The organism is Actinoallomurus acaciae, assembly GCF_042429965.1.
GTDB classification, from domain to species: Bacteria; Actinomycetota; Actinomycetes; order Streptosporangiales; family Streptosporangiaceae; genus Actinoallomurus; species Actinoallomurus acaciae.
In genome coordinates, this window is record NZ_JBHLZP010000899.1 from 1 (window position 1) to 1,993 (window position 1,993).

The 1,993-nt window shown below is 74.9% G+C and carries 1 protein-coding gene and 1 pseudogene; both read right to left on the reverse strand.

The window, feature by feature from the left end; all coding sequences use genetic code 11:
- Nucleotides 1-317, reverse strand: a 317-nt coding sequence (locus tag ACFFNX_RS48645) for an AraC family ligand binding domain-containing protein (protein ID WP_378213244.1), incomplete at its 3' end; no start/stop codon positions are given.
- Nucleotides 318-571: 254 nt separating this feature from the next.
- Nucleotides 572-1,993, reverse strand: a pseudogene (locus ACFFNX_RS48650) (AfsR/SARP family transcriptional regulator); the annotation flags it as partial.

Genomic DNA, 1,993 nt, shown 5'->3' on the forward strand with positions numbered 1-1,993 from the left:
GGTCGATCGTGCGGCGCAGCCGCACGTACCGGATGAACCCCTCGTGGTCGAGGCTGTGCCGCACCGCGTCGGTGTATTCGGTGAACGCCGGTTATCCGTCGTACGCGAGCACCGTGTAGGCGTTCGCCGCGACCCGGTACGTCGAGCCGGGTCAGGCTGAAGCCGGGCGAGACCTCGGGCAGCCGCGGCCAGGCGAACCAGGCCGCCCGCGGCTGGAAGTGCGCCGACCAGTAGCCCCACGGGCCACTGTCGGGCGAGGCGCGGTAGTGCTGCACCGCGCCCGGCGCGATCAGGACGAGATCGCCCGGCCGGGTCACGAGGTGCCGCCCGCTCGGCGGCGTTGGTGACGGTGAGGCTCAGCATCCAGTTCCGCGCGCCGTGCTCGCGGTAGACCGTGAAGCCGGGCTTCTCGTCGAACCGGCCCGCGCACAACAGATCCGGAGCCTCGGTGTACACGGGCTGGACTCTAGGTCCTCGCGGGCCGTCACCGAAAGATCCACCGGCCCGGCCCGGGGCACGGGCGGCCGGTCCGTTCGCGACGGTCCGGAGCCGGGCCTCCTCTCGTCCCGGATCACTCGGGATCCGGGTGAGCCGTCCTGGGCTCCCGGCGCAGCCGGGCCGGGTCGACGTCGGTCACGGCCGTCCTCCCGTCCAGCTCCCAGCCCTTCGCGTACGCCGCGGCGAAGGCCTCCTCGCCCAGCGCGGCCCGCCCTCGGCGGGTGAGCTCGCGAACCTGCCGGTCGGTACGGTCGTGAGCGCCGCGCAACCGGGAGGCGGCGCCGAGCAGGACGGCCGTCTCGTGATGCCGCCCGTGCGCCTCGGCGAGCGCCACCGCGGCCACGGCCACCACCGACAGGATCGGCAGGTCCCGGGTCGCCAGCCCCGCCGCGTACGCCTTCTCCAGCGCCTTCTCCGCGCCGGCCCGGTCACCCGTCTCCAGGCAGAGCGAGGCCCGTACGCTGCCGACCAGCGTCCGCGCGTGGTCGCCGGGGAACGTCGTGTCGCCGCGCAGGCCCCGCTCGGCGTCGTCGAGCAGCCGGCCCGCCCGGTCCAGGTCGCCGAGCCGCATCCGGAAGACGGCCTCCCACGCGTCGACCAGGACCAGCATCTCCGGCGAGTTCGCGCGCAGCGCCCACTCCCGGGCCGAGTCGATCATCTCGATCGCCAGGTCGGTGTCGCCGCGCCGCAGGTGCAGGTCGATCCAGCGCAGGTCGCTGAACACCTCCTCGCCGAGGCTGAGCGGGCCGAGCTCACCGGCCAGCGACCGAGCCTCGCGCAGGTCGGCCAGCGCGCCGTCGAGGTCGCCGTCGTACTGGCGGAGCTGGGCGCGCATCGGCAGCGCGGTGGCCTGGCCCCAGCGGTCGCAGACCTGCCGGAAGCAGGCCAGGGCCGCCTCCACGTCGGTGCGCATCGCGTCGAGCTCGCCCGCGTTCTCGGCGAACTGGGCCCGGAACATGCGGGCCAGCCCGGACAGCCACACGTCGTCCCCGTCGGCCAGGCGCTCGATGATCGCGAACGTGGCCTTCTCCTGTTGGAGGAACGCGATCGGGAGCGTGGCGAGCGCGCCGTAGGGGCCGGGCGGCTCCGGGTACGTGAGCAGCCGGTCGGCCAGCTCGCGCAGCTGCGCCTGGTCGCCCGCCACCTCCTCGTCGGTCATCCCCGGCCGGGTGGCGAGCCGGTTGATCAGGTGGATCGCGCGGGCGCAGTCGCGGTCGGGCGTCGGCTCGCCGCCGGGCACCGCCAGCGCCTCGCCCAGCCAGTAGGCCGCGTCGGCGTACCGGCCGAACATCTGCCAGTACCAGGTCAGGTTCAGGGCGAGAGCGACCGCGCCGGAGGAGTCGCCGGTGTCGCACCGCCGGCGCAGGGCGGCCAGCGTGTTGTCGTACTCGGCGCCGATGCCCCGCATGGCCGCGGGCTGGCCGGGCCCGCGCAGCTGGGGGTCGTACCGGGCCATCAGCTCGGCGAAGTGGCCGGCGGCCAGGTCGCGGGCGGT